Annotated in this window: 28 protein-coding genes; 18 read left to right on the top strand and 10 right to left on the bottom strand. The window is 65.7% G+C overall.

The window, feature by feature from the left end:
* Nucleotides 1-223 precede the first annotated feature (223 nt).
* The 3 genes from pyrH to ACZ60G_RS29455 all read left to right on the top strand — a co-directional run bounded on the left by pyrH (nucleotide 224) and on the right by ACZ60G_RS29455 (nucleotide 2947).
* Complete coding sequence (gene pyrH / locus ACZ60G_RS29465) at nucleotides 224-952, top strand: UMP kinase (protein ID WP_397046684.1); 729 nt, start codon at nucleotides 224-226, stop codon at nucleotides 950-952.
* 49 nt (nucleotides 953-1001) lie between these two features.
* The gene (gene frr / locus ACZ60G_RS29460) at nucleotides 1002-1559 is read left to right on the top strand and encodes a ribosome recycling factor (RefSeq protein WP_040693344.1); all 558 of its coding nucleotides are present in this window, start codon (nucleotides 1002-1004) and stop codon (nucleotides 1557-1559) included.
* Between the two features lie 521 nt (nucleotides 1560-2080).
* On the top strand, nucleotides 2081-2947 hold the full coding sequence (locus tag ACZ60G_RS29455) for a phosphatidate cytidylyltransferase (RefSeq protein ID WP_465814180.1): 867 nt from the start codon (nucleotides 2081-2083) through the stop codon (nucleotides 2945-2947).
* On the opposite strand, the gene ACZ60G_RS29450 is transcribed toward ACZ60G_RS29455, so the two are convergent.
* The gene (locus ACZ60G_RS29450) at nucleotides 2944-3282 is read right to left on the bottom strand and encodes a LapA family protein (RefSeq protein ID WP_465814021.1); all 339 of its coding nucleotides are present in this window, start codon (nucleotides 3280-3282) and stop codon (nucleotides 2944-2946) included. The genes ACZ60G_RS29455 and ACZ60G_RS29450 overlap by 4 nt on opposite strands.
* Nucleotides 3283-3462: 180 nt before the next feature.
* On the opposite strand from ACZ60G_RS29450, the gene rlmN reads away from it, so the two are divergent.
* A complete protein-coding gene (rlmN, locus tag ACZ60G_RS29445) occupies nucleotides 3463-4572 on the top strand; it encodes a dual-specificity RNA methyltransferase RlmN (protein WP_357468738.1) in 1110 nt (369 codons plus the stop codon).
* A 27-nt stretch (nucleotides 4573-4599) separates the two neighbouring features.
* On the opposite strand, the gene ACZ60G_RS29440 is transcribed toward rlmN, so the two are convergent.
* Complete coding sequence (locus tag ACZ60G_RS29440) at nucleotides 4600-4911, bottom strand: hypothetical protein (RefSeq protein ID WP_465814019.1); 312 nt, start codon at nucleotides 4909-4911, stop codon at nucleotides 4600-4602.
* Between the two features lie 133 nt (nucleotides 4912-5044).
* On the opposite strand from ACZ60G_RS29440, the gene ACZ60G_RS29435 reads away from it, so the two are divergent.
* The 3 genes from ACZ60G_RS29435 to ACZ60G_RS29425 all read left to right on the top strand — a co-directional run bounded on the left by ACZ60G_RS29435 (nucleotide 5045) and on the right by ACZ60G_RS29425 (nucleotide 8268).
* Nucleotides 5045-5461, top strand: a complete 417-nt coding sequence (locus ACZ60G_RS29435; RefSeq protein ID WP_465814017.1) for a CBS domain-containing protein — start codon at nucleotides 5045-5047, stop codon at nucleotides 5459-5461.
* Nucleotides 5462-5581: 120 nt separating this feature from the next.
* Complete coding sequence (locus ACZ60G_RS29430; RefSeq protein ID WP_465814015.1) at nucleotides 5582-6148, top strand: hemerythrin domain-containing protein; 567 nt, start codon at nucleotides 5582-5584, stop codon at nucleotides 6146-6148.
* Between the two features lie 5 nt (nucleotides 6149-6153).
* Nucleotides 6154-8268 (top strand): catalase, encoded by a 2115-nt coding sequence (locus tag ACZ60G_RS29425; protein WP_465814013.1) that lies wholly within the window; start codon nucleotides 6154-6156, stop codon nucleotides 8266-8268.
* Nucleotides 8269-8278: 10 nt separating this feature from the next.
* On the opposite strand, the gene ACZ60G_RS29420 is transcribed toward ACZ60G_RS29425, so the two are convergent.
* Nucleotides 8279-9232: a TIGR03557 family F420-dependent LLM class oxidoreductase gene (locus ACZ60G_RS29420; RefSeq protein WP_465814011.1), complete on the bottom strand. Its 954-nt coding sequence runs from the start codon at nucleotides 9230-9232 to the stop codon at nucleotides 8279-8281.
* A gap of 90 nt (nucleotides 9233-9322) precedes the next feature.
* A complete protein-coding gene (locus ACZ60G_RS29415; RefSeq protein WP_465814009.1) occupies nucleotides 9323-9523 on the bottom strand; it encodes a hypothetical protein in 201 nt (66 codons plus the stop codon).
* 188 nt (nucleotides 9524-9711) lie between these two features.
* Here ACZ60G_RS29415 and ACZ60G_RS29410 point away from each other — a divergent pair, with 188 nt between their 5' ends.
* Nucleotides 9712-9972, top strand: coding sequence for a cold shock domain-containing protein (locus ACZ60G_RS29410; RefSeq protein ID WP_465814007.1), 261 nt, complete (start codon nucleotides 9712-9714; stop codon nucleotides 9970-9972).
* Between the two features lie 33 nt (nucleotides 9973-10005).
* On the opposite strand, the gene ACZ60G_RS29405 is transcribed toward ACZ60G_RS29410, so the two are convergent.
* Nucleotides 10006-11034, bottom strand: coding sequence for an alpha/beta hydrolase (locus ACZ60G_RS29405; RefSeq protein WP_465814005.1), 1029 nt, complete (start codon nucleotides 11032-11034; stop codon nucleotides 10006-10008).
* A gap of 120 nt (nucleotides 11035-11154) precedes the next feature.
* On the opposite strand from ACZ60G_RS29405, the gene ACZ60G_RS29400 reads away from it, so the two are divergent.
* Nucleotides 11155-12195 carry a hypothetical protein gene (locus ACZ60G_RS29400; RefSeq protein ID WP_465814003.1) on the top strand — a complete coding sequence of 347 codons (1041 nt, stop codon included), beginning with the start codon at nucleotides 11155-11157 and terminating at the stop codon, nucleotides 12193-12195.
* On the opposite strand, the gene ACZ60G_RS29395 is transcribed toward ACZ60G_RS29400, so the two are convergent.
* The gene (locus ACZ60G_RS29395; protein WP_465814001.1) at nucleotides 12192-12983 is read right to left on the bottom strand and encodes an SAM-dependent methyltransferase; all 792 of its coding nucleotides are present in this window, start codon (nucleotides 12981-12983) and stop codon (nucleotides 12192-12194) included. The genes ACZ60G_RS29400 and ACZ60G_RS29395 overlap by 4 nt on opposite strands.
* Nucleotides 12984-13226: 243 nt before the next feature.
* Here ACZ60G_RS29395 and ACZ60G_RS29390 point away from each other — a divergent pair, with 243 nt between their 5' ends.
* Complete coding sequence (locus ACZ60G_RS29390; protein WP_465813999.1) at nucleotides 13227-13766, top strand: RNA polymerase sigma factor; 540 nt, start codon at nucleotides 13227-13229, stop codon at nucleotides 13764-13766.
* The gene (locus tag ACZ60G_RS29385) at nucleotides 13756-14022 is read left to right on the top strand and encodes a hypothetical protein (RefSeq protein ID WP_465813997.1); all 267 of its coding nucleotides are present in this window, start codon (nucleotides 13756-13758) and stop codon (nucleotides 14020-14022) included. Before ACZ60G_RS29390 ends, ACZ60G_RS29385 begins: the two co-directional genes overlap by 11 nt.
* A 49-nt stretch (nucleotides 14023-14071) precedes the next feature.
* On the opposite strand, the gene ACZ60G_RS29380 is transcribed toward ACZ60G_RS29385, so the two are convergent.
* On the bottom strand, nucleotides 14072-14485 hold the full coding sequence (locus ACZ60G_RS29380) for a DUF5997 family protein (RefSeq protein ID WP_465813995.1): 414 nt from the start codon (nucleotides 14483-14485) through the stop codon (nucleotides 14072-14074).
* Between the two features lie 154 nt (nucleotides 14486-14639).
* On the opposite strand from ACZ60G_RS29380, the gene ACZ60G_RS29375 reads away from it, so the two are divergent.
* Nucleotides 14640-15560 (top strand): LysR family transcriptional regulator, encoded by a 921-nt coding sequence (locus tag ACZ60G_RS29375; protein ID WP_465813993.1) that lies wholly within the window; start codon nucleotides 14640-14642, stop codon nucleotides 15558-15560.
* A gap of 41 nt (nucleotides 15561-15601) precedes the next feature.
* Here the strand turns inward: ACZ60G_RS29375 and ACZ60G_RS29370 are convergent, their stop codons facing one another.
* The gene (locus ACZ60G_RS29370) at nucleotides 15602-15868 is read right to left on the bottom strand and encodes a DUF2631 domain-containing protein (protein WP_465813991.1); all 267 of its coding nucleotides are present in this window, start codon (nucleotides 15866-15868) and stop codon (nucleotides 15602-15604) included.
* A 161-nt stretch (nucleotides 15869-16029) separates the two neighbouring features.
* On the opposite strand from ACZ60G_RS29370, the gene dxr reads away from it, so the two are divergent.
* The 5 genes from dxr (at nucleotide 16030) to ACZ60G_RS29345 (ending at nucleotide 22706) form a co-directional block, all read left to right on the top strand.
* Complete coding sequence (gene dxr, locus ACZ60G_RS29365; RefSeq protein WP_465813989.1) at nucleotides 16030-17169, top strand: 1-deoxy-D-xylulose-5-phosphate reductoisomerase; 1140 nt, start codon at nucleotides 16030-16032, stop codon at nucleotides 17167-17169.
* Nucleotides 17170-17360: 191 nt separating this feature from the next.
* On the top strand, nucleotides 17361-18563 hold the full coding sequence (locus ACZ60G_RS29360; RefSeq protein ID WP_465813987.1) for a M50 family metallopeptidase: 1203 nt from the start codon (nucleotides 17361-17363) through the stop codon (nucleotides 18561-18563).
* A gap of 181 nt (nucleotides 18564-18744) precedes the next feature.
* Complete coding sequence (gene ispG / locus ACZ60G_RS29355) at nucleotides 18745-19902, top strand: flavodoxin-dependent (E)-4-hydroxy-3-methylbut-2-enyl-diphosphate synthase (protein WP_465813985.1); 1158 nt, start codon at nucleotides 18745-18747, stop codon at nucleotides 19900-19902.
* Nucleotides 19903-19990: 88 nt separating this feature from the next.
* Nucleotides 19991-20854 (top strand): GNAT family N-acetyltransferase, encoded by an 864-nt coding sequence (locus ACZ60G_RS29350; protein WP_465813983.1) that lies wholly within the window; start codon nucleotides 19991-19993, stop codon nucleotides 20852-20854.
* Between the two features lie 64 nt (nucleotides 20855-20918).
* Nucleotides 20919-22706, top strand: coding sequence for a penicillin-binding transpeptidase domain-containing protein (locus tag ACZ60G_RS29345; protein ID WP_465813981.1), 1788 nt, complete (start codon nucleotides 20919-20921; stop codon nucleotides 22704-22706).
* Nucleotides 22707-22713: 7 nt separating this feature from the next.
* Here the strand turns inward: ACZ60G_RS29345 and ACZ60G_RS29340 are convergent, their stop codons facing one another.
* Nucleotides 22714-23868 carry a BTAD domain-containing putative transcriptional regulator gene (locus tag ACZ60G_RS29340; RefSeq protein ID WP_465813979.1) on the bottom strand — a complete coding sequence of 385 codons (1155 nt, stop codon included), beginning with the start codon at nucleotides 23866-23868 and terminating at the stop codon, nucleotides 22714-22716.
* A gap of 227 nt (nucleotides 23869-24095) precedes the next feature.
* On the opposite strand from ACZ60G_RS29340, the gene ACZ60G_RS29335 reads away from it, so the two are divergent.
* Nucleotides 24096-25211: a hypothetical protein gene (locus ACZ60G_RS29335; RefSeq protein ID WP_465813977.1), complete on the top strand. Its 1116-nt coding sequence runs from the start codon at nucleotides 24096-24098 to the stop codon at nucleotides 25209-25211.
* Here ACZ60G_RS29335 and ACZ60G_RS29330 read toward each other — a convergent pair whose 3' ends face one another.
* Nucleotides 25212-25718, bottom strand: a complete 507-nt coding sequence (locus ACZ60G_RS29330; RefSeq protein WP_465814178.1) for a peroxynitrite isomerase — start codon at nucleotides 25716-25718, stop codon at nucleotides 25212-25214.
* Nucleotides 25719-25738 lie beyond the last annotated feature (20 nt).

Genomic DNA, 25738 nt, shown 5'->3' with positions numbered 1-25738 from the left:
CCGGATACGGTGTACGAGGGGTTTCGGCTGTCCGGACGCCGGCCGTTCATCCGCAATTCCCGAGCCTGACCGGGCGAGTTCGTTGCGTCCGAGGGGGTCTTCTACCCACATCGAATCCGAGTAGGGCAGGATAAGGGCGCTCCGTATTGAGCCTCCGCGTTGCCATCCGGCCCACGTGCTGTGTCGACAGACCGAAATCTATCGCCGAAGGAGACGAACACCCATGACGGACCCCGGGACCGACCGCCCAGGATATCGCCGGGTGCTCCTCAAATTGGGTGGGGAGATGTTCGGCGGCGGCAAGGTCGGGCTCGACCCCGATGTGGTGCAGACGGTCGCCGAGCAGATCGCCGAGGTGGTCTCCAGCGGTGTTCAGGTCGCCGTGGTGATCGGCGGCGGCAACTTCTTCCGCGGCGCCGAACTCGAGGAACGCGGTATGGAACGCGCCCGCTCGGACTACATGGGAATGCTCGGCACCGTGATGAACAGCCTTGCGCTGCAAGACTTTTTGCAGCAGCAGGGCATCGACACCCGGGTGCAGACCGCGATCACCATGGGACAGGTCGCCGAGCCGTATCTGCCGCTGCGCGCCAAGCGGCACCTGGAGAAGGGCCGCGTCGTCATCTTCGGCGCGGGCATGGGCATGCCCTACTTCTCCACCGACACCACCGCCGCCCAGCGCGCGCTGGAGATCGGCGCCGAGGTGGTGCTGATGGCCAAGGCCGTCGACGGGGTCTTCACCGCGGATCCCCGGGTCGACGAGAGTGCGACCATGTACACCGAAATCACGCATAAAGAGGTCATCGAGCGTGACCTGAAGGTCGCCGACGCGACGGCGTTCAGCCTGTGTATGGACAACCAGATGCCCATGCTGGTGTTCAATTTGTTGATAAAGGGCAATATCGCCCGTGCGGTCGCCGGTGAGAAGATCGGCACATTGGTTCGGTCCTGACCCCGCGCCCGCGGATCATGACGATGACGACGCTGTGGAGGAAACGGTCGTGATTGAAGAAGCGCTCTTCGACGCCGAGGAGAAGATGGAGAAGGCCGTCTCGGTGGCGAAGGACGACCTCGGGTCCATCCGTACCGGTCGGGCGAATCCGGGCATGTTCCAACGGATCGTCATCGACTACTACGGTTCGCCGACGCCGATTACCCAGGTGTCGAGCATTACCGTGCCCGAGCCGCGGATGGTGGTGATCAAGCCGTACGAGCAGTCGACGCTCGGCGCGATCGAAACCGCGATCCGCAATTCGGATCTCGGTGTCAACCCCACCAACAACGGTGACATCATTCGGATCTCGGTCCCGCAGCTCACCGAGGAGCGGCGCCGTGAACTGGCCAAGCAGGCCAAGGGCAAGGGCGAGGACGCCAAGGTCTCGATTCGCAATGTCCGCCGCAAGGCCATGGACGAACTGTCGCGGATCCAGAAAGATGGCGAGGCGGGTGAGGACGAGGTCGGGCGCGCCGAAAAGGAGCTCGACAAGACCACCGCGAAATATGTCGGCCAGGTCGATGAACTGGTCAAGCACAAGGAAGCTGAACTGCTCGAGGTCTGAGGTCCGAGGCCGGATCTTTCGGGCCCGCTCGGGCGGGGGACGAACGGAACGACGAGTTGAGCGACGGGACAATCGTGGCCGAGAACGCCGCCGCGACCGGTGCGGCCGAGGAGCCGAGGCCGGCCAACGGCACTGTTGATGCGACGGACGGGCGCGCGGTCGATGCCGCGATTCCCGAAGCCGCACCTCCCGAACCCGTGCGCACCGACTCCGCGACGTCCGAGGCCGAACGTCGGGGATCCTCGGCGCGGGTGGCCTCGACCGGTCGGCCCGCGACTCCGGGCGATGCGACCGTCGCACCCTCAGGACCGACGACATCCGGAGCCGCGACCGATGGTGTCGCGACCGTCGGCCCCGCGACGCCCGGCTCGGCGACCGATGGTCCCGCGACACCCGGCCCCGCGACTGATGACCCTGCGACTCCGGGACCTGCGACCGATGGGCCTTCGACCTGGGGACCTCCGACGCCCGGACCCGAAAACGACGGTTCCGTGACCTCCGAATATTCTGCCGCCGAGCCCGTGAATCCCGCAGCCCAGCAACAGAACTCGGACGAACCCGCGGCACCCGCCTCGCGCGCCGGCCGCAATCTCCCCGCCGCCTTGGCCGTCGGTTTCGGTCTCGGGCTCTCGCTCATCGCGATCCTGCTGTTCGTGCCGAAGGTATTCATCGGCGTTGCGGCCGCCGGAGTCGGCGTCGCCACCTGGGAGGTCGCCAAGCGACTGCGGGAGGCCGATGTCCTCGTTCCGCGGATCCCGCTCATCGTCGGTGGTCAGGCGGTGTTCTGGCTCGGCTGGCCGTGGGGCGCCAGCGGCGTGGCGGGCGCCTTTGCCGCGACCACGCTGATCTGCATGGTGTGGCGCCTCTTCGATCACGGCTTGCAGACCGCGCCGCGAAACTTCTTGCGCGACACCGCGATCACGATCTTCACCCTGGCCTGGATTCCGCTGCTCGCCTCGTTCGCGACGCTGCTGCTGCTCGAGCCCGACGGCAATCTGCGGGTGCTGACCTTCATGATCCTGGTGGTCTGCTCCGATGTCGGCGGTTACGTCGCGGGTGTGCTGTTCGGGCGGCATCCGATGGTGCCCGCGATCAGCCCGAAGAAGTCCTGGGAGGGCTTCTGCGGTTCGCTGGTGTTCAGCGTGATCGGCGGTCTGCTGACGGTGACCCTGCTGCTGGAAGCCAATTCGATGATCGGCGTGGTGCTCGGCGTCGGTTTGGTGCTGGTCGCGACGGTCGGCGATCTGATCGAATCCCAGGTCAAGCGGGAACTGGGCATCAAGGATATGGGCACCCTGCTGCCCGGCCACGGCGGCATCATGGACCGCCTCGATTCGATGCTGCCCTCGGCCTTCGTGTCCTGGCTGGTGCTCAGCAGCTTGCTCTAGCGCTTCGCAGCGCGGCGGAGCTGAATGATCCGTACCCCGCCGACCAGCGCCATCACCAGCGCACCGGCAATCACCGACAGCAGCACCATGATGCCGACCGGCATGGCGAAGCTCCAGAAGAACAGATCCACCCGCTGCTGTTCCAGATTCTGCAGGATGAAGATCAGCAGCACGATGCCGATCAGCGTCGCGGCGACCAGGGCGACCCAGGTGTCGCCGGTACGGGACTTCATCACCGACTTGCGGCCGGTCGGCTCCACCGTCTCACGGCCGGTCGACGCAGGTGCGGCATCTTCGGTGCGCTCCGGCTCGGACGATTCGGCGTGACTGGTCATCCTTCGATCATTGCCGATCGCTATCGTCGGTGCACGCATTTCTGCCCGGTGACCGGCATGTCGTGATGTCGAAGCGGAGCTGCTCCCCGGCCCGACCGAAGGTGACGTTCGTCGCGTAGGGCGTCGTGATGGTCACCTTCGGTCCGGGCCGCACACGCGAGATGGGACACTGGAGAGACTATGACCGTCTCCCTGCCCCTCGTCTTCGATGCTCCGCGCCGTGGCATGCCGCCGCGGCACCTCGCCGACCTCGATGCCGACGGGCGCAAGGCCGCGGTCGAGGAGCTCGGTCTGCCGAAGTTCCGTGCCGATCAGATCGCGCGCCAGTACTACGGCCGCCTGCAAGCTGATCCGGAGCTGATGACCGATCTGCCCGCCACTGTGCGCGAAAAGGTCGGCGCGGCGCTGTTTCCTCCGCTGATGTCGGTGGTCAAGCATGTCGCGTGCGATGGCGGCGAGACGCGAAAGACCCTGTGGCGTGCGGGCGATGGCACCTTGCTGGAGAGCGTGTTGATGCGCTACCCGGACCGCGCCACTCTCTGCATTTCCAGCCAGGCCGGCTGCGGTATGGCTTGCCCGTTCTGTGCCACCGGTCAGGGCGGCCTCAACCGCAATCTCTCCACCGCCGAAATCGTCGACCAGGTCCGCGCCGCAGCCGCTGCCATGCGTGATGGCGAGGTCTCGGGCGGTCCGGGCCGCCTGTCCAATATCGTCTTCATGGGCATGGGTGAGCCGCTGGCCAATTACAAGCGGGTGGTCGCCGCGGTTCGTCGCATCACCTCACCCGCGCCCGACGGCTTCGGTATCTCTCAGCGCAACGTGGTCGTTTCCACCGTCGGCTTGGCTCCGGCGATCCGCAAGCTCGCCGACGAGGACCTCTCGGTGACCCTCGCGGTGTCACTGCACACCCCCGATGACGAACTGCGCGACACCCTGGTGCCGGTGAACAACCGATGGCCGGTCGCCGAGGTCCTCGATGCCGCCCGCTACTACGCCGACAAGAGCGGTCGCCGGGTGTCCATCGAATACGCGCTGATCCGCGATATCAACGACCAGCCGTGGCGCGCGGATATGCTCGGCGCGAAACTGCACAAGGCCCTGGGCTCCCGCGTGCACGTGAATGTCATCCCGCTGAACCCGACGCCGGGCAGCAAGTGGGATGCCAGCCCGAAACCTGTTGAGCAGGAATTCGTTCGGCGCGTCAACGCGCAGGGCGTTCCGTGCACCGTGCGCGATACGCGAGGCCAGGAAATCGCCGCGGCCTGTGGGCAGTTGGCCGCGGAAGGCTAGGCTGCTTCCCTTTGCGAAGCCATCGGGTCAGTGGCCGCCCGGATCGAGGAGTTCGCGGCCTTCGTCCGCTTTGACGCGGCGGTGTTCGGCGAGGATGAGTCCGCCGCCGCAGATCAGGCACAGAGCGGTGGCGATACCGGCCACGACGGCCCAGCCCGCGAATCCGTAGCCTGCGGCGGTGAGCGTCAGGGCGGCGCCGACTATTCCGAGCAGCACCAGGATGACGCCGGGCCAGTTGTGGGTGTCGGCGATCATTTCGCCCGCGTGATTTCTGGTGTTGCGTGCGCGGTCCGGGAAGTCGGAACGCAGCCGGTCGGATGCGTCGGGTCCAGGAAACATGGCGTCCTCTCCGTTCGGATGGATCGTCTCGTTCGAGCGGTTACCCGACATGTTCCGGATCAATCAGGGTGTATCCGCGATCGCGTCGGGTAACGCGAACCCGAATCTGCTTGCGACGAACAGGAGGGCAACCATGGCAACCGCGCGAGAACTCATGACCGAAGGCGTGCAGTGCGTGCGATCCAGCGATTCGGTGGTCGAGGCCGCCAAGCTGATGAAACAGCTGAGCGTGGGCGCGCTGCCGATATGCGGTGCGGACAATCGGTTGAAGGGCATACTGACCGACCGCGACATCGTCGTGAAGGTGCTTGCCGAGAACAAAGACCCGATCGGCGTCAAGGCGGGGGAACTGGCCGAGGGCACACCGATCACGGTGCAGGCGGGCACCGATGCCGATGAGGTGCTCAATGTGATGGCGGTGCATCAGATCCGCCGGGTGCCGGTGCTCGACGGTGACGAGTTGGTTGGCATTGTGGCGCAGGCCGATGTGGCCGTCGCGCTCGGCAATGCCGATACCGGCGGCGTGGTGGAGGCGGTGTCGACGGACTGACCGCGACCTGCGAACCGTCTCGTCCGCGCTGCCCTGGGTGCAGGTGTGAGTATGCCGCTTGCGGGTATGCGCGGACGAGAGGAGCCGCGGTGGCTCCGTCCCCGATCGAGGAGGTACGCAATGGCCACCAGTCAGAAGGAAGACGTCGTCACGCTCTTGCTGGCACAACACGAACTGATCAAGGGCCTGATCGAAAAAGTACAGCTCGCGCAGGGTGCGGCCAAGCGTGAGCCGTTCGAGGAGTTGGTCCGCGCGCTGGCCGTGCACGAAAGCGCCGAAGAGGAAGTGGTGCATCCGGCATCACGGCGCGCATCTGTGCCCGCCGGCGTCGTCGAGGACAGGTTGCACGAAGAAGAAGAGGCCAAACGCGTGCTGGCCGAGCTTTACGACATGGGAGTGCAGCACGAGGATTTCGATACCAAATTCCGCAGCTTCGCCGAATCGGTGATCGAGCATGCCGATATGGAGGAGAAGGAGGAATTCGACCAGCTGCGCCAAAAGCTCTCCGCGAACGAGAGCGCGGTGCTTGCCGATGTCGTGCGGGTCGCCGAGGCCGTCGCCCCGACCCGGCCGCATCCGGAGGCTGGTGCGTCGGCGCTGGTGAATATCGTTGCTGGACCGCCACTTGCGCTCTTCGACCGGATTCGCGACGCGGTGCGCGATTGGCGCCGTAAGACCGAGGGGTGAGCGATATGCCCGACGCAACCAATAGGAACGGCACATCCAATGAGAAGCAGCGCCAGCTGGATCGATACCGGGTCGATCGCGAACAGGGGAAGCTGACCACACAGCAGGGCGTACGGGTGGACAGCACCGACGACGCCCTGAAGGTGGGGGAGCGCGGGCCGACGCTGCTCGCGGATTTCCATGCCAGGGAGAAGATCACCCACTTCGATCACGAGCGGATCCCGGAGCGAGTGGTCCATGCCAGAGGTGCGGGCGCCTACGGACACTTCCGGCCCTACGACGGCTGGCTCGGCGACTTCACCGCCGCCCGCTTCCTCATCGATTCGAGCGTGGAAACACCGGTGTTCGTGCGGTTTTCGACCGTCGCCGGTTCACGCGGATCCGCGGATACCGTGCGCGATGTGCGCGGCTTCGCGACGAAGTTCTATACCGCCCAGGGCAATTACGATCTGGTCGGCAACAACTTCCCGGTGTTCTTCATCCAGGACGGAATCAAATTCCCGGACTTCGTGCACGCGGTGAAACCCGAGCCGCACAATGAGATTCCGCAGGCCGCCTCCGCACACGACACCCTCTGGGATTTCGTGGGTCAGCAGCCGGAGACACTGCACGCGATCATGTGGCTGATGTCGGACCGAGCACTGCCGCGCAGCTATCGCATGATGCAAGGCTTCGGCGTACATACCTTCCGGCTCGTCAACAGCGAGGGCCGAGGCACTTTCGTGAAGTTCCACTGGACGCCGAAACTCGGCGTGCACTCGCTGCTGTGGGACGAATGTCAGCAGATCGCCGGGCGTGATCCCGACTTCAATCGACGCGATTTGTGGGACTGCATCGCGGCTGGCCAGTATCCGGAGTGGGAACTCGGTGTGCAGCTGGTCTCGGACGAAAGCGAATTCGGCTTCGACTTCGACCTGCTCGATCCGACGAAAATCATTCCGGAAGAACAGGTTCCGGTGCAGCCGGTCGGCCGCATGGTGCTGGACCGCAACCCGGACAACTTCTTCGCCGAGACCGAACAGGTGGCCTTCCACACCGCCAATCTGGTGCCCGGTATCGATTTCAGCGATGATCCGCTGCTGCAGTTGCGCAACTTCTCCTACCTGGACACCCAGCTGATCCGTTTGGGCGGGCCGAATTTCGCTCAGCTGCCGATCAACCGGCCGGTCGCCGATGTGCGCAATCACCAGCAGGACGGCTACGGTCAGCACGCTATTCCGCAGGGCGAGGCCGCGTATACCAAGAACACCATCGGTGGCGGTTGTCCGGCATTGGCGGATACCGAGATGTTCCAGCACTACGCCGAGCCGCTATCCGGTTCTGCTATTCGCGAGCGCGCCAGCAGTTTTCGGGAGTACTACCGGCAGCCGCGGATGTTCTGGCGGAGTATGTCGCCGCCGGAGGCCGACCACATCGTCGCCGCCTTCGCCTTCGAACTGGGCAAGGTGGAGCGGCCGATCATCCGGACCAGGGTGCTCGAACATCTGGTGCGAATCGAGCCCGAACTGGCCGAGCGGGTCGCGAGTGAACTGGGTATGCCGGTGCCGCAACCGGACTCGGGTGATCGCGAGGCGGTGGTATCTCCCGCGCTATCGCAACTGAATACGGTCAGCGACACCATCGCGACCCGGAAGATCGCGATCCTGGCCGCCGATGGTGTGGACACACTCGGTGTGCGCCGCATCAAATCGTGGTTGACCGACCGTGGTGCGGTCCCCGAAGTGCTTGCGCCGCATGCCGGTACGTTGGGCGGCGACGGCAGTGACGGCGAAACCCTCCCGGTGGACCGGTCGCTGGCCACCGTCGCCTCGGTTCTCTACGATGCGGTGCTGGTAGCGGGTGGCGCGCAGTCCGCCGACACCCTGGTGGGCAATGGTGCGGCAGTGCACTTCGTCCTGGAGGCGTTCAAACACGCCAAACCGATCGGCGGCTTCGGCGACGGTGTCACGCTGCTGCGGGTCGCCGGTGTCGTATCCGATACCGATCATGACGCGCAAACAGGTGTCTTCACCACGACCGCCATCGGCGCGGGCGTGGCCGAGGAGTTCCTCGAGATGTTCGCGAATGCGCTTGCCCAGCACCGGGTCTGGCGCCGGTCGACCGTCGCCGTACCCGCCTAGCCGTCCCGGTTCAGCTCAGGGCGGGCTGGATCTCCTTCTCCCACGCGGCGAAGAAGCCATCCAGATCGGGTCCGATCTGCTGGACGTACAGTTCGTCGACACCGGCATCGAGATACTGCCGGAGTCGGCGGATATGACGTTCCGGATCGGGCCCGGTGGCGAAGTGCTCACGGGTGGATTCGCGATCGATCAGGCTCATCGCGTCCTCGAAATCGCGTGGCCGCGGCAGAGTTTGGGAAAGTTGGCCGGGCAGCAGCTCATTGGCCCAGAGGCGATGTGCGGCATCCAGACCCGACTCCTCGTCGCGGGACCAGCTGACCTTGGCACCCGCCTGTACCGGTTTCGCGCCGCCGCCCGTGGTGCGGAAGGTGTCGATCGTATCGGCATCGGGCAGTACGGTGCAGAAACCGTCGCCGACGCGCGCCGCCAATTGCGTTGCCCGCGGGCCGAATCCGGAAATGTAGATCGGTACCGGAGCATCGGGCAGTGTGTAGATTCTGGCGTCCTGCACGGTGTAGTACTCGCCGCGGTGGTTGACATTGCCGCCGCGGTGCAGCCGGCGAATCAGCTGGACCGCCTCCTCCAGCATTTCGAGCCGGACCGCGGGCGACGGCCACGGATCGCCGAGAATGTGCTCGTTGAGCGCCTCACCGCTGCCGACGCCGAGTATGAAATTGCCGCCGAGTTGGACGGCGGCGGTCGCCGCGGCCTGCGCGATGATCAGCGGGTGGATGCGGACGGTAGGGCAGGTGACCGCCGTGGTGATCGGCAGATCGGTGGCCTCCGAGAGCGCCCCGATGGTGCCCCAGACGAAGGGGCTCTGGCCCTCGGCGTCATTCCACGGATGGAAATGGTCGGAGATCCACAGCCGCTCGAACCCGGCCTGCTCGGCGCGTTTGGCCTGCTCGACGAGTTCTTTCGGCCCGAACTGTTCGCTGGCGAGGAAATATCCGAAGTTGACCATGTCGGGCGCTTACCCAGGTTCGCTCGCGATATTCGACGCGTGCGAACGGGCCCCGCATCGATATGACCGAGGCCCGTTCGACAGGTGGAGCTAGCTGCCGCTGTGGCTGCGCTGGCCACCCTTCTGCTTGGCCGCCGTCGGCTGCGCCTGTGCGCCCTTACGACCAGCCTCGTGCGGGTCGGCCGCATTGCGCTGGCCGAAGCTGCCGGTACTGGCCTTGCCGCCCTTGCTGGCCTGCTCCTGGGTGTCCTTGCGATTGCCGAACTGCCCGGGGTTCTTCGGATCTGCCATGACGGCACTCCTTCTCGGTAGTTGGAACTATCTGCGGCCCCGGTTCGGACCACATGTGCGATCTACCCGGGATCCGGTCGGTTAATCGAGTGGATATCACCCCTGGTCCGGCTGTTTCGCGGCCTGAAAAATGGTGTTTACCAGTGGTATTCGCGGGTAGGCCGAATTCGGCGTCGCGGAGGCTGCGATTGGGCAGCGTTATCGATCCGACTTCGGTGTGGCTGACCGGTATGGTGGCCTGGTTCGACGAACAGCGCGGGTTCGGCTTCATCGATCCAGACGGTGTACGGCAATGGCCGGTGTTCGTCGAATACAGCCGCATCGATGTGCCGGGGTATCGCGCACTGGCCGAAGGTCAGCCGGTGCGTTATTTGTGCGATCCCGAGGCACACGACCGCGCGGCCGCAGTGGTGCGCCCTTGTCCTCCGCAGATCAGTCCGTTGTTGTGATCACGGAAACTGAACTGCCGCAAGTAGATCGAGCTATCCGACGACCGACTTCATCCAGTCGATGACGGCGGCATGATATTGCGCTGTGTTCCGTGCGAGATTCACCGAATGTCCGCTGCCGGGCAGCACGAAGGTACGCAACCGCGCGGCCGGACTGAAAAACGCGGCCTCCGCGGCCTGCAGGGTCGTGCCGTCGGCGCAGATCGCATAGGCGGGTCCACACGACAACCGGTCCAAACTGCCATTGACGACCATGACCGGAGCGGTGATCAAGCTGGACATCCCTGGCAGGGTAGAGGTGAGGCCGTCGGGATATTCGGTGAGCGAGAAGGTTTCCTTCGTCGCCTCATCGATCGCGAGCACCTGTGGATCATAATTGTCCGGCCCGAAGAAATCACTGGCCCGGGTGCCCGGCCGGGTCACGAGATAGCCCGAATCGTATCCGCGGCTGGCGAATACGGGATCCTGCACCGCCTGATAGTAGGTGCCGATCACACCGAGGACGTCCGGCACGCTCAGGGTGTGCGAATATCCGGTGAGCAGCACGCCGTCGACGTCATGGTAGGTGGTGGCCTCCATGACCGAGGTGCCGGAGCTCAGCGAATGACCACCGGTGACGACCTTGCCGAACGGCTGTGCGCCCGCGAGTCCGCGGCGCAGGGCTTGCACGATGTTGTGCAGGGCTTCCGCGGTGGCGGACGCGGTCAGTGACATGCTCGGCGGACGGGTGCTTGCGCCGTTACCGAGCCGATCGGCCACCAGCGTCGCGTAACCCGCTGCGTTCATCGCGCGCCGGAAGTTGTAAGTCTCTGGGGCGTAAGGGAAATCCCAGTAGGTGTGGTTGTAGTTGGACCCTGCCATCAACACCATGACGGCGTCGGTCGGCCGGTCCGGCAGGCACAGGGTCGCGCCCAACGTCCCCTGCGGCACGGGAAAAGAGATCTCCTGACAACGGTCTGGCGAGGCGGCCGGATCGGCACTGGCCCCACCCGGCACCACACCGAGCATTGTCGCCGCCGCGGTAGCGGCCACCAGCATTCGGGCGTAGAGCTTCTTCGTCACCGCGTTCCCTCCGAATGGGAGTATCGTGCGCCGCGCCATCTTCTGGCGAATCACCATACCGCACACGAAGATCCGTAGCTATGGGGTTGCGTGACGAGGATGCGATCTACGATGCACGGCATGGGTTCGCGTGGTGTGCACTTTGTCGGCAGCTTTCCGGGTGCGAGTACGGACGACGCGATGCGCGCGATGCTCGATGCCGCGGGACCGCGCCTACGCACGCTCCCGACCGGGGAAACGCGGCGCTACGAGTTCTACATCCAGCCGATCATCGAGGATCTGGTGGCGCAGGGCGCATTGGAAGTGAAGAAGTCGGGTACATGGCGGTCGAGTCGGGAGCGGACCATCCATCGCGTTCCGAGCGGTCGCGAGCTTACGGGCGACATGATGGAGCTCGGTTATCTCGCCGAGGCCCAGGAGGCGCTGCCGATATTCCAGGATTTGCGCACGGCGCGCGAGCTGCCCGAACTCACTCTCCAGATCGGGATGCCGACCGATTTCACCCTGGCCTTCATCGCCATGGGCATTACAGGAGTCCGGTCGCACCGCAAGGCATTCCGTGACGCGACTGTGCGCGATATCGCGGCCATCCACGAACTGGTCGGTACCGAGGACGTCGTCGTGCAATTGGAGGCGACCGCGGAAATGGTGCTCATGGCGAAGGCACAACCACTGCACCGACGGCTGGAGGCGGCATTGCGCCTCGGCGAGGGGATTGCGGCGCTGGCCGAATCCACGCCTGCGGGAACCAGATTCGGCGTGCACCTGTGCGTCGGAAGCATGCACAACAAGTCCCGGGCCAGCATGCGTGATCTGCGACCCTTCGTGGAGCTGGCCAATTCCGTTGCCCGGCAGTGGCCTTCGGATCGGCCGCTGACCTACGTGCACGGTCCGCTCGCGGCCGGAGATATCCCGCCGTCGGTGGATCCCGCGTTCTACGCACCCCTCGCGGACCTGTCACTCGGCGCGGGCACCAATTTCTACGCGGGATTCGTCCACGACACTCCCACGGTGCCAGAGCAGGTCGAGACCTTGCGGTTGATCGAGAACGCGCTGAGTAGACCGGTGGACGGCGTCGCGACTGCATGTGGACTCGGTCGCCGTCCACGTCCGATCGCCGACGCGCTCGCGGCACGCGCCGATACGCTCGCCGCGAGCTAGGGTTTGCGACCGACTCCGCCCAACAGCACCAACTTGGTGCGCGGCAGGTCGTCGTCGAGCCAATCCTGTACCGGCACCAGACCGGGTTCGACTATCTCGAAGCCGTCCAGGTAGGCGGCCACCATATCCGGGGTCCGGAATTGGACCTGCGCCGAGCTGCCGTTGGTATCGCCGGTCGACTGCGCGACGAACTCCGTGTGCGTGTCGACCGATCCATGGGTGAAGGCCAGGATGCTTCCCGGTGCCATCACATCGCGCAGTCGCGCGATGATCTCGGCCGGGTGTTCGTCGTCCATCAAGAAGTGCAGCACGCCGACGATCAGAATCGCTACCGGCTGGTCGAAGTCGATCTGTCCTTCGGTCCGCGCATTCTCGATGATCTCGTCCGTGCGGCGGATATCACCGAGTATCGATGTGACACCGGATGTGCCGGACAGCAGCGCGTTGGTGTGCACGTACACGACCGGGTCGTAGTCGATCATCACGACGCGTGCCGCCGGGTCGACCTTCTGCGCTATCTCGTGCACGTTGGGCGAGATGGGGATTCCGGCACCGATATCGATGAATTGCCGAATCCCCGCCTGGGCCGCCTCTTCCACAGCGTTGAGCAGGAATTTACGACTGAACCAGGCCGTCGTCTTGGTGTCCGGCGCGACCGCGAGCATTCGCTCGGCGACCCGCTGGTCTACCTCGTAGTTGTCTTTACCGCCGAGTAGATAGTTGTACACCCGAGCAGCGTTCGGCTTGGATGGATCGACGCGTACCGGCGCCCGATCGGCCTCAGCCACCGCACCTCCCTTGATGCCCCTCGGCACATCGTAACAACGTCTGGTCGTTTGTCCGCATGGATCGGGCTGCAATGCTCGATTGCGGTGAATCCTTTGTGCGGGTTTACACCTCTCATACTTGTGTCGGCAACACGGTCGGCACGAAATCGGGAGGTTTGTCGTGATCATAGCCGCGATTGTTGTTGGGGCGCTGCTGATTTGCGCGTGCAGCATCACTGTGCTGCGGCGGCGGAGCCGGTCGGAATGACCGAGGTGTGCTGGCCCGACGAACATCTCGTCGCCGCGGCGCGGGCGGGCGATATCGAGTCGATCACCTCCCTTGTGTCCGGATCGCATCCGCATGTGCGGCGCTTCGCGTACTCGCTGTGCGCGACACCGGAGGATGCCGAGGATGCGGCGCAGGAGGCGCTGATCATTCTGTACCGCAAGATCGGGACATTGCGAGCATCGGGTGCGTTGGCCTCGTGGATGTTTCGCATTGTGCGCAATGAATGCCTGCGGCAACTGCGGTTACGCGTGCGTCGGGCCGAACTGATTCCCGACTCGGCCATCGCATCGGCGGAAGAGGAGGCGATCAATCGCTGGGAGGCCGAGCGGGTGGCCGCGGCGATCGCGGCACTGCCCGGCGATCAGCGGCGGGTGCTGATCATGCGAGATGTGCAGGGGTACAGCGGTCGAATGGTCGCGGATCTGCTCGGGCTGAGCACCGCGGCCATGAAATCACGGCTGCATCGGGCGCGTATGGCGGTGCAGGAGAGATTGGAGGTCGGTAATGGCCGATGAGTTCGCCAGTGCGTCGCTATCGCGCCATTTGGCCCGTGGCGCAATCGGATTCGGTGCTGTGATCGGTTCGTTCGCACTGATCCCGGCGGTCGGCCCCGTCGGTCTGCTGCTCCTGCCGGTCGGTCTCGTCGCACTGCGTGGCTGCCCGACCTGCTGGGCGATCGGCTTGCTCCAGACGCTCTCTCGCGGCCGACTGCAGCGCTCGTGCGCCGACGGATCCTGCCAACTGGTCACCACGAAATCCGGTGCGACATAACCGCTTCCACCACCCGAATACAGCCGCACCCAAGGTGGGTGCGGCTGTTCTACGTGCGGTTCTTGGCGGGGCGGTTGGAAGCGGCGCGGCGTTCGGCCTGTTGGGTTTTGATGCGCTCGTTCTCCTTCAGCACCGCGGCGTAGTTCTCGCGTTCGCGGGTCAGCCATTCGGGCGGGTCGGCGAGCAGGGCGGCGATTTCCTCGGCGTTCATCGCGTCCGAGACTTCGGCGCGGGCCAGGCCGGCATTGGAAACTCCGAGTTTGCGGGCGACGATATCGCGGGGGAAGGGGCCGGTCTTGCGTAGTTCGGTCAGCCAGGCCGGGGGGTTGGTGCGCAAGTCTTCGAGTTCGGCGCGGGAGATCGGGGAGTTGCGGAATTCCTCGGGCGTCGCCGGAAGGTAGATGCCGAGCTTGTTCGCCGCGGTCAGCGGCTTCATGGTCTGCGGTTTCTTATCCGGGCTCACCGGTACAGCCTAATGGGCGCAGCCGGACGTAGTCCGTCCGCAGTCTGTTGCGCTTGGACGAGCGAATGCGAGGCCACCGCGTATCCGGCCCGGGCGTGCCCTCAGACCACCCGCCTCGTGAGTCGACAGCCCCGATGGCAATACCCTCGTACGAATGAACCCCGAGTCCATCGACGTGACGCGCCTGCGCTGGTTTGTCGCGGTTGCCGAGGAACTGCATTTCGCCCGTGCTGCGAAATCGCTGCACATTTCGCGGCAGAAGTTGAGTCACACGGTGATCGACTTGGAGCAAGAACTCGGAATGAAACTCTTTGTGCCCGGAGCGCAGCCGACGCAGCTGACCGACGCCGGACAGCAGTTGCTGCGCGATGCCAGGGATATCGTCGCGCGCGCCGAAGAAGAGCCCGAGCCCGTGGCCGAGGATGTCGCATTGCGGGTCGGCTTCGTACCTGGCGTGACGGTCTCCAAATGGACGCGGATCTGGGATGAGCGGTTTCCGGACACCCCGCTGGAGATGCTCCCGATCCCGATGGCCGAACAACTCGCCGCGCTGCGTGACGGGCGCGTCGACGCCTGTTTCGTCCGTCTGCCCATCGATCGCGAAGGTCTGAGCGCGATTCCGCTCTACCGCGAGCTTCCCGTCGTCGTGGTACCCAAAGACCACACCTTGTCGCTGTTCGAACAGGTGGGCATGGGCGATCTGGAGGGTGAACGGATCCAGGACTCGAGCGATATCGATGCGATCGCGGGCACCATGGAATTGGTCGCGGCCGGTGTCGGCGTCGCCATCGTCCCGCATTCCATTGCCCGGCTGTACGCTCGCCGCGATCTCGTCTACCGGACGATGATGGGCGTCCCGGCTACGGAAATCGCCCTGGCCTGGCCGGCCGCACACAGCACCGAACTGATCGAAGAGTTCGTCGGCATCGTGCGCGGCCGCTCGGAACGCAGCTCGCGGGCCCAGGCTCAGCGCAAGAAGACCGAGCCGAAGAAGACCGCCGCCAAGCGTTCGACGAGGAATGTCGTCAAGAACGCCGGAGCCAAGAAAAAGCCCGCCAAGCGACGAGGGCGTTAGGCGGGCGAATCCCCGAGCGAGTCGATACCTTTCGGTGTGGACTACCGAGGCTTGCGGCGCAGGATCGAGTCGCGGATCATGATGCCCGCGATCACGGCGGCGAAACCGACCAGGAACAGGTCCTCGATGTGGCCCTTGTGGTTGCCGATCGTCATGGCCACCAGGATCACGCAGACGATCCAGCCCGCGACACGGAAGGTGCGGTGCGATTCCCCGCTCCAGCCCCATTCGGCGGACGGAACCTCGGCGGTATCCACGTGGGTGACGATTGCGCGGTCACTGGTGGGTTCGAGTTCCGTGGCGGCCACGATCGCTCCTTAGCTCGGTGTAAGCGTTGCTGCCGATATCGTGGCATACGACCGCTCGTCGTAGCCAGCAGGGCTGTGTTCGATCGGCGAACGGCGCCCTACGTGGTTACGCAGGCTACCGCCTCCGCGCGCGTCGCTAGCCCCGCTGCCACAATGGGGCCGTGTCCGACATCGTGAGAGTCCTTCTGCTCGGCAGCACCGGTTCCATCGGTACCCAGGCGCTCGAGGTGATTGCCGCCAATCCCGACAAGTTCGAGGTGGTCGGCCTGGCCGCGCGCGGCGGCAATACCGAGCTGCTCGCGGCCCAGATGGCCGCCACCGGGACCCGCAATGTCGCGGTCGCCGATCCGGCCGCGGGCACCCGACTCGACCTGGCTCTGAGCGGCCCCGGCGCGGTCACCGAATTGGTGCGCCGCACCGAGGCCGATGTGGTACTCAACGCACTCGTCGGTTCGCTCGGCCTGGAGCCGACCCTGGCCACCCTGCAATCGGGCACCCGGCTGGCGCTGGCGAATAAGGAATCCCTCGTCGCGGGTGGCTCGCTGGTGACCCGCGCCGCCGCACCCGGGCAGATCGTGCCGGTCGACTCCGAACATTCCGCGCTCGCCCAATGCCTGCGCGGCGGCCGGGCCGAGGAGGTGGATCGGCTGGTGCTGACCGCGTCGGGAGGTCCGTTCCGCGGCTGGACCACCGAAATGCTGGAATCGGTGAATCCGTCCGAGGCGAAGGCGCATCCGACCTGGTCGATGGGCCTGATGAATACGCTGAATTCGGCCTCGCTGGTGAACAAGGGCCTCGAACTGATCGAAACACATCTGCTGTTCGGGGTGCCATACGACCGCATCGATGTCACGGTGCATCCGCAGTCGATCGTGCACTCGATGGTTACCTTCAAAGACGGCTCCACGCTGGCCCAGGCCAGCCCGCCCGATATGAAGCTGCCGATCGCTTTGGCACTCGGCTGGCCCGATCGGGTACCGGGCGCGGCCGCCGCCTGCGACTTCAGCACCGCGTCGACCTGGGAATTCGAGCCCGTCGACAATGCGGTATTCCCCGCGGTCGAGCTCGCCAGGCAGGCGGGTACCTCGGGCGGCAGCGTCACCGCGGTCTACAACGCGGCGAATGAGATTGCGGTGCAAGCCTTTCTGGACGGGATCATCCGTTTCCCGGATATCGTGCGCACCGTCGCCCGCGCGGTCGAGGCGGCCGATCGGTGGCGCGCCGAACCGGAGACATTGCAGGACGTACTCGCCGCCGATACCTGGGCCCGCGACTACGCGCGCACCCTCGTCAATCGCTGATAGAACCGTATCGGGCGCGCCGCAGGACGGCGGCCTGGCAGACTTACCGGAGAGGGTTGGTCGGCGTCCGGTTACTGTGGTCGGGGTGCCCGCGGCGCGGATGGACGTGCCTGTGCGGGTAATCGCGGCCGCTGCGGGCGGCCGCACTTCATTTGAGGCGAGCTGCGCAACGCAGGAGGGCTGTACAGCAAATGGTGTTCGCGTTGGGGTTCGTACTGTTCGCCCTCGGCATCACGATTTCGATCGCGCTGCACGAATGCGGGCATATGTGGGCCGCCCAGTCCACCGGTATGAAGGTGCGGCGCTATTTCATCGGTTTCGGTCCCAAGATTTTCTCGTTCCGGCGCGGTGAAACCGAATACGGTCTCAAGGCGCTCCCGCTCGGTGGCTTCTGCGATATCGCGGGCATGACCGCACTGGACGAACTCGCACCCGAGGATCTCGACCGGGCCATGTACCGCCAGGCCACCTGGAAGCGCCTGGTCGTGATGTTCGGCGGGATCGCGATGAACTTCGTACTCGGCTTCCTCCTGCTGGTCGTACTTGCCATCGGTTGGGGACTGCCGCGCTTCGACCAGCCGCCCGCGACCACCATCGGCGCGATGAAATGCGTCGCCCAGCAGAATCCGGATAAATCGCTGGCCGACTGCCAGGGCACCGGACCGGCGCAGCAGGCCGGTATGCAGCGCGGTGACGTGGTCAAGGCCGTCAACGGGGTGAAGGTGACGACCTGGCAGCAGTTCACCGCCGAAACCCAGAAGCAGACCGGTTCGTTCACCTACACCATCGAGCGCGACGGTCAGACCAGGACCATCGAGGTCACCCCGGAACGCGTCACCCGCTATCCCGACGACGGCGGGCCGGGCCGCGAGGTCAGCGCGGTCGGCGTCGGTTCGGAGTACTACGAACCCCTGAAGTACAACGCGCTGGCCGCGATCCCGGCCGCGGGTGCGTACACCGGGCAGATGTTCGTGCGCACGGTGGAATCGCTGGCCCAGATGCCGCAGAAGGTTTCCGCGCTGTGGACCGCGGTGACCGGTGGCGAGCGCGATCCGGAAACCCCGGTCAGTGTCTACGGCGCGAGCAAGATCGGCGGCGAGACCGCCGAGCGGGGCCTGTGGGGCGTGTTCATCCTGGTCCTGGCCAGCCTGAATTTCTTCCTCGGCGCGTTCAACCTGCTGCCGCTGCTGCCGCTGGACGGCGGCCATATCGCGGTGGTGCTCTACGAGAAGGTCCGCAATACCGTCCGTGGCTGGAAGGGACTGGCGCCGGGCGCTCCGGTCGACTATTTGAAACTGCTTCCGGTGACCTACATCGCAGTGGTGATCGGCGGTGCGTATATGGTGCTCACGCTGGTCGCCGACATCGTGAATCCGATCCAGTTGTTCCGCTGACGCGCTAACCTGTCGCGGTTGTTCCGCGATAACCACCGCGTACGCCGGATTGCTGGCATTTCGGGACATCTGTGTGTCATGACTCATGTCATGGCTGTCACAGGGTGAGCAGCCGCAACACGCGGCTATCCTCGGTAGGCGAACGGCCCGAAACAGTACGCACGAAAGTAGGCAGCCGAAAGTGACCAGCACAATCGGATTGGGGATGCCGACCGCACCCGCGGCCGTTCTCGCGCCTCGCCGCAAGACCCGCCAATTGATGGTGGGCAATGTGGGCGTCGGCAGCGATTACCCGATTTCCGTGCAGTCGATGACCACCACCAAAACCCACGACGTCAACGCCACCCTGCAGCAGATCGCCGAACTGACGGCCTCGGGCTGCGATATCGTGCGCGTCGCCTGCCCGCGTCAGGAGGACGCCGACGCACTGGCGACCATCGCGCGCAAGAGCCAGATCCCGGTGATCGCGGATATTCATTTCCAGCCGCGCTATATCTTCGCCGCCATCGATGCGGGTTGTGCCGCGGTGCGCGTAAACCCGGGCAATATCAAGGAATTCGACGGCCGGGTCGGCGAGGTGGCCAAGGCCGCGGGCGCCGCGGGCATCCCGATTCGCATCGGCGTGAACGCCGGTTCGCTGGATAAGCGGATGTTGGAGAAGTACGGCAAGGCGACCCCGGAGGCGCTGGTCGAATCGGCGCTGTGGGAGGCGAGCCTGTTCGAGGAACACGGCTTCGGCAATATCAAGATCTCGGTCAAGCACAATGATCCGGTGATCATGGTCGAGGCCTACCGCCAGTTGGCCGCGCAGTCCGACTACCCGCTGCACCTCGGTGTGACCGAGGCCGGCCCGGCGTTCCAGGGCACGATCAAGTCCGCCGTCGCATTCGGCTCGCTGCTGTCGGAGGGCATCGGCGACACGATCCGGGTATCGCTGTCCGCGCCGCCTGCCGAGGAGGTCAAGGTCGGCGGGCAGATCCTGCAGTCGCTGAACCTGCGCCCGCGCAAGCTCGAGATCGTCTCCTGCCCGTCCTGCGGTCGCGCCCAGGTCGATGTGTACACCTTGGCCAATGCGGTGAGCGCCGGTCTGGAGGGCATGGAGGTGCCGCTGCGGGTGGCCGTGATGGGCTGCGTGGTGAACGGTCCGGGTGAGGCGCGCGAGGCCGATCTCGGTGTCGCCTCGGGCAACGGCAAGGGCCAGATCTTCGTCAAGGGGCAGGTCATCAAGACCGTGCCGGAGGCGCAGATCGTGGAGACCTTGATCGAAGAGGCCATGCGCATCGCCGAAGAGATGGGCGAGACGGAAGGCGCGGGCGAACCCGTCGTCACCGTCGGCTGACCTTTCGAGCGACCCGCAAGCGGTCGTTACGGGCGGGAGTTCCCGAGTAGCCGTACCACAGTCGACCGATTCGTGGCAGGCTGTCGATGTGCGGAGTCTGCTGGAGCCAGCGCGACGGGCCAAGGATGCCCCCGCGCGTCAGCTCGCGAATCGGGATCTGGCACAGGTGCTGCGGGTGCTGGACAGCGATCCGATCGCCTCGTGCATGGTGGCGGCGCGGCTACAGGAATTCGGCTTGGATACCGGTGTCGGACACGGTGAACTGTGGAGTCGGGGTGGACCGTCGGAATCCCTCTGCTTCTCCGGCGCGAATCTGGTGCCTTTGCGCGGTGACGAGGATGCGTTGCGCGCCTTTGCCACGCGGGCGGTCCGCTGGCCGCGGGTGTGTTCGTCGGTGGTCGGGCGTCAGGAATTGACGTTGCCGCTGTGGGAGATGCTGTCCGCGCATTGGGGACCGGAACGCGAGCTACGCGGTGCGCAGCCGCTGCTAGCCCTCGGCCAGCCCGCGCTGGCCGCCGCCGATGCGCAGGTCCGCCGGGTTCGGCCGGATGAGCTGGAGCGCTATCTCGCCGCGGCGATCGCCATGTTCATCGAGGAGGTCGGGGTCGATCCACGCGCGGGTGACGGCGGCCGTGGCTATCGGCGCCGGATCCAGAGCCTGATCGAATCCGGCCGCGCCTGGGCGCGTTTCGAGGACGGCGAAGTGGTGTTCAAGGCCGAGGTCGGATCGCTGTCCCGGCGTACCGGGCAGATCCAGGGCGTGTGGGTACATCCGCAACGTCGCGGCGCCGGTCTCGGCACCCGCGGTACGGCCGCCGTGGCGAATGCGGTGGTGGCCTCGGGCCGCACCGCGAGCCTGTACGTGAACGACTACAACAGCATCGCCCGCCGCGCCTACAGCCGGGTCGGATTCCGGCAGATCGCCACCTTCGCGACCGTGCTGCTCGACTGAACGTGGCACCGAACATCGGTGTGCCACAGCCGTTTGCTCGCGGTTGACTATACGATCGGTCCCGATGTCGACTCGCATGCTCATTACGCTGGCCGTCGCGGCCCTCGCGGCGGCGGGATCCGGCTGTTCGGCCGACCCGCAGGGACCGGTGCCCGCGGCCGATGCCTTCCTTGCCGCCTTCGCCGGCCACGACATCGAGGCCGCGGCCGAACTCACCGGTCAGCCCGAGAAGGCAACCGCCGCACTGCGTTCCGCATGGGATGAGTTGCAGGCCGAGAAGTTGACCGCGCATACCGGCGCCGCCAGGGTCACCGGCGATACCGCGACCGTCGAATACACCTACGAGTGGCGCCTGCCCAAGGACCGGATCTGGAAATACACCGGCCAATTGCAGATGGGCCGCAGCGACGGCCGCTGGATGGTGCGCTGGACCTCCTCCGATATCCACCCCAAACTCGGCGCCACCCAGACCATGGCACTGCGCGCCAACCCGGCCCCGCGTGCCAGGGTGAACGAGCAGTCCGGCAGCGATGTGCTGGTGCCGGGCAAGGTATCTCGGATCGCGTTCACCGTGGCCTCCGCACCGGATCCGGGTCATACGGCGACCTCGCTGGCGGCGGCGTTGCACCGCTTCGACGACCGGCTCACCCCCGAGGCGATCCTGAGCGCGGCGTCCGCCGCCAAGGGCGAGTACACCGTCGCGCTGTTGAGCGAGTACGAATTCGACCAGGTGAGTGGAGATCTCATCGGTCTGCCCGGGGTAACGCTGACCCAGCAGTGGGATATGGTCCCCACCGACCGGGATTTCGCGCCCGATCTGCTAGCGCAGGTGCGCAAGACGGTGATCGCCGAGGTGGACGGCAAGGCGGGCTGGAGCGTTGTCACCATGAACGCCAACGGCGCCGATACCGACGTACTCACCGAGGTGCCCGCACAACCCGCCCCGTCGTTCTCGCTCAGCATCGACCGCAATGTGCAGAACTCCGCGCAGCGCGCCGTCAGCGGCCGCGAGGAGCAGACCATGATGGTGGTGCTGCGGCCGTCGACCGGCGCGATTCTCGCTGTCGCACAGAACAGGGCGGCCGACCGTGCCGGTCCGGTGGCCACCATCGGCCAGTATCCGCCGGGCTCGGTCTTCAAGACGGTGACCGCAGCTGCGGCGATGTCGCTCGGAAAGGCCACGCCCGAAACGGTTTTGCCGTGTCCGAGCCGAATTGTCATCGGGGAGAGGACAATTCCGAACTACAACCTCTTCCAACTCGGTGACGTACCGATGGCCACCGCCTACGAGCGGTCCTGCAACACCGCATTCGCGAAACTGGCCAGCGACCTGCCCAGCGACGCACTGCACGATACTGCCGCGAAACTCGGTGTGGGACAGGGGTATACGGTTCCGGGCCTGCCGACCGAATCGGGTTCGGTGCCACCGGCCGACGATATGATCCAGCGCACCGAGGACGGCATCGGCCAGGGCAAGGTGGTGGTGAGCCCGTTCGGAATGGCGGTGCTCGCCGCGACCGTCGCGCACGGGTCGGCGCCGGTGCCGTATCTGATCGCCGGGCGGACCACGGAGATCAAAGGGGACCGTCCGGCCATCGGGGCCGAAGTGATCGATGGTTTGCGCATGATGATGCGCAAGGTGGTCACCGGCGGTACCGCCGAACGCATTGCCGACCAGGGCGAGGTATACGGGAAGACCGGGGAGGCCGAGGTCGACGGCGGCTCGCATTCGTGGTTCGTCGGCTATCGCGGGGATCTGGCCTTCGCGACCTTGCTGGTCAAGGGCGGCAGTTCGGATAATGCCGTCGCGGTGACGCGCGATCTGCTCGCCGCTCTGCCCGCGGGATACTGAACCCGACTCAGTTGGTGCGACTGGTGGACTCCGGCGGGGCGCCGCGATCGGGCATCTCGTAACGCAGTGTGGTGGAACCGATTCGGATGACATCGCCGTGCGCGAGTGCGGTATCGGCACCGATCGGCACACCGTTGACGTAGACGCCGTTGGCCGAATCCCGATCCCGGATGAAGATCCGATTCTCGCGCGGCACGATGCGCGCGTGTTTACGGCTGACCCGGGCATCGTCGAGCACGATGTCGTTATCCCATTCCCGGCCGATCCGCAGCCCGGTCGCCGGAATGGCGATCGCCTCACCGTCGCCGACCCGCAGCCAGGCCTGCCGCAGCACATCGGGCAGATCCCGCTTGGTCGCCCCGGGTGAGGAGGAGACCGTCGGCAGTGCCTGCTGGCTGCGGATCGCCGCCTCCAGTGCCAGGGTGCGTGGATCCGGGTCGATGCCCTGCTGGTCGGCGAGGTTGCGGCGGATGCGCAGACAGGCGGCGAGGGCGTCGGCCTGGCGGCCCGTGCGGTAGAGCGCGGAGATGAACAGCCGCCAGAGCCGCTCGTTCACGGCGTGTTCGGTGGTCAGTGCGGTCAGTTCGCCAAGCACCGCGCCTTCGCGCCCGCATGCGATATCCGCGTCCAAGCGATCGGCGATGGCATTCAACCGGCGTTCGTCCATGTCGGTGGCGAAATTGTCGGCGAAGCGCAGTCCGCGCAGTCCGGCGACCGCCTCACCACTCCACTCCGCGAGCGCGTCGGCGAAACATTCGGCCGCGGTTTCCAGATCGCCGGTGGTGAAGGCCAGCGAGCCCTGGGTCCTGGCCCGCTCGAAGCGGCCGACATCGCATTGATCCTCGCCGATATCGAGGAGGTATCCGGCGTGCACGGTGCGCAGGATGGCCCGGTCGTCGACCCCGGCCGAACGCAACACGGTGCGCAGATTCGAGACGTAGGCGTAGAGGCCGTCGACGGAGCGATTCGGCATCTCCTCTTCCCAGATGCTGTTCGCCAGCGTGGTTTTCGCGACGGCATTGCGGCGGTTGATGACGAGCATGGCGAGCAGCGCGCGGAGTTTGGCGCCGGGCAACGGTATTGCCCGATCATCGACCAGCAGGCGCACCGGTCCGAGCACTCGAAGATCGAGCGCCGGTCGATTCGAGCCCGCAGAGCCCACCAGATTCCCTCCGAACGCAATCTGCTTCCGGACCGCCGCTGCCCCACGGCTGTTTCGCCGACGGAAGCGTCACGCGATGGAATTCAGCATACGCACCGATGGCACGCCGTGCCCGTCGCGACTACGCCGTCGGCGAAATGACTACGCGCCGTGCCGGATTCGGATCGATAATGTGATCGTCCACCGCCGTGGTGGACATTGTCGGCGATCTTGTTGGAGTTGACCGGATGGAAGATGTACTGCTGACCCCGCCCGATGCGGCCGAAGTGGAGCTGCTGGCCAGCGGTGTGGTCGCCGCGGCGTCCGGCGCGGACGGGCTGACCCCGCTGCAGCAGTTGCTGATTCCGTCGCTGTTCCTGTCGATGACCGGACATCGAGTCGAGGTGGAGACGCTGCCACCCGTCGATGCCGAGACCTTCGCGGTCGGGCTGGCCCGGCGCAACCGGATCTTCCGGGAGCGGATCGTGCAGACGATGCTGCTGTCCGCGCTGGTGGTGCGGCCGTTGCCAGCCGCGGTCGCGACCAAACTGCGGGAGTTCGCCGACGCGCTCGAGGTCGACGACGAGATGATCGCGGTGGCGCAGAAATATGCCGAGGGCGCGATCGAACTCGCCGCGGTCGACTTCGACCGCAACGGCTATCTCGGCGGGCTGGATCCGAGCCGGTTGACCGCGCTGCACACGGAAAGTCTGGATTCGTCCTGGGGGCAGGTCAGCGATGATCCGGCGTTGGCGGCGCACTGGGCCACCCTGCGCGAGTTGCCCGTCGGTACGCTGGGCCGCGGCGTCTCCGATTTCTATGCCGACCGTGGTTTCGTCACGCCCGGCCTGCCGGGTTCCGCGCCGCCGCTGCTCGCCCAGCACGACTGGGTGCATGTGCTCGCCGGATACGGCACCACGCTGGAAAACGAGATCGAGGTCTTCGCATTCATGGCGCGCGCCAATGACGACCCGCGCGCGTTCAGCCTGCTCGCCATGGTGATTTCGCTCTTCGAAACCGGCTACCTACATGCCGGAGCCGGGTTGTTCGAAGCCAACGAAGGACATTTGAGCACCGCGGGCATGGCGACGCGCCTCGGCGATGCCATGCGACGCGGGGCGCTCACCCATGGCAGCCACGATTTCCTCGACCTGGACTGGTTCACGCTGGCCGATCGGCCGATCACGGTGGTGCGCAACGAGATCGGATTGACCACGAAGTCACGCGAGGCCGTTGCGGCGGGTTCCGTCGGCGCTTGGGAGACGGGCGGTATCACGCCGTACCAACTGCATTCGGCCGAGGCCGCCGCTCAGGCCGCGGGCCGTCCGTATGTGCCGTGGCGCCCTGATCCGTCCCGTGACTGATCAGGCGCGGTGCAGGGTCGCCGCGAGGTGGTGGGTCAGTGGTTCGCCGACCGCGGCCATGCGCAGCGTGTAGTCGATGGTGTCCCCGACCAGCTTGATCGAACGGCCGAGGGCGGTCACCACCTTCGCGGTACTGCTGCGGCCGATGCTGGTCGAGTCGAATTCCATCCGCAGTTCGCCATCGATGACGGTGAGGCTGCCCTCACAGATCTCGGTGATGCCGGTCGGGTGGGCCAGGATCAATTCGACGTGATCCGGGCGCGGGCACCGCAGATAACCGGTTTCGGCGTGCATCGGCCGGCTGCCGTCGGCGGCGCGGGTGCGCTGCCGGTAGGTGAGGAACGGTCGGCCGAGGTGGCCGAACTTGATTTCCTCGACATAGTCGAATGACTCGATGGTCGGGTACTCACCGTGCCCTGGTCCGCGCCATGTGCCGAGCAATGGAGCGAGCGGAGCGATATCCGGATGGGGGGCGACGGAAGGTTGGGGGGCGACCACGCGCGACAGCTTAAACCCGTCGGATTCGG

Source organism: Nocardia sp. NPDC102475 (assembly GCF_055584605.1).
The sequence above is the reverse complement of the archived record's forward strand: the minus strand, read 5'-3'. Positions and strand labels throughout refer to the sequence as shown.